The organism is Psychrobacter sp. CAL346-MNA-CIBAN-0220 (assembly GCF_040309805.1).
GTDB lineage: Bacteria > Pseudomonadota > Gammaproteobacteria > Pseudomonadales > Moraxellaceae > Psychrobacter.
In genome coordinates, this window is sequence record NZ_JBEOPF010000144.1 from 1 (window position 1) to 281 (window position 281).

At 44.1% G+C, this 281-nt stretch carries 1 pseudogene; it reads left to right on the top strand.

Features of this window, described 5'->3' with window-relative positions:
• A pseudogene (locus AAEY88_RS13065) lies at window positions 1-281 on the top strand (saccharopine dehydrogenase); the annotation flags it as partial.

A 281-nucleotide genomic window follows, 5' to 3' on the forward strand; every position in this document is an offset into this window, starting at 1 on the left:
GGTCAAGGGTCAATTGACCAGTTATGCTTTGAGTGCAGGGTTGCTAGGTTTTGCGACAACTATGATGTTTAAGCCTAGCCGTGAGTTACTCGCCAAACATGTATTACCGAAATCAGGATCTGGTCCTTCTAAGTCTGAGCAAGAGAATGGTTATTTTGATATTCTCTTCTTTGGTCACAATGCCAATAACGAGTCTATCAGTACCAAAGTCCTTGGAGATAGAGATCCGGGTTATGGCAGCACTTCACGTATGTTGGCACAGTCTGCACTATGTTTAGCGC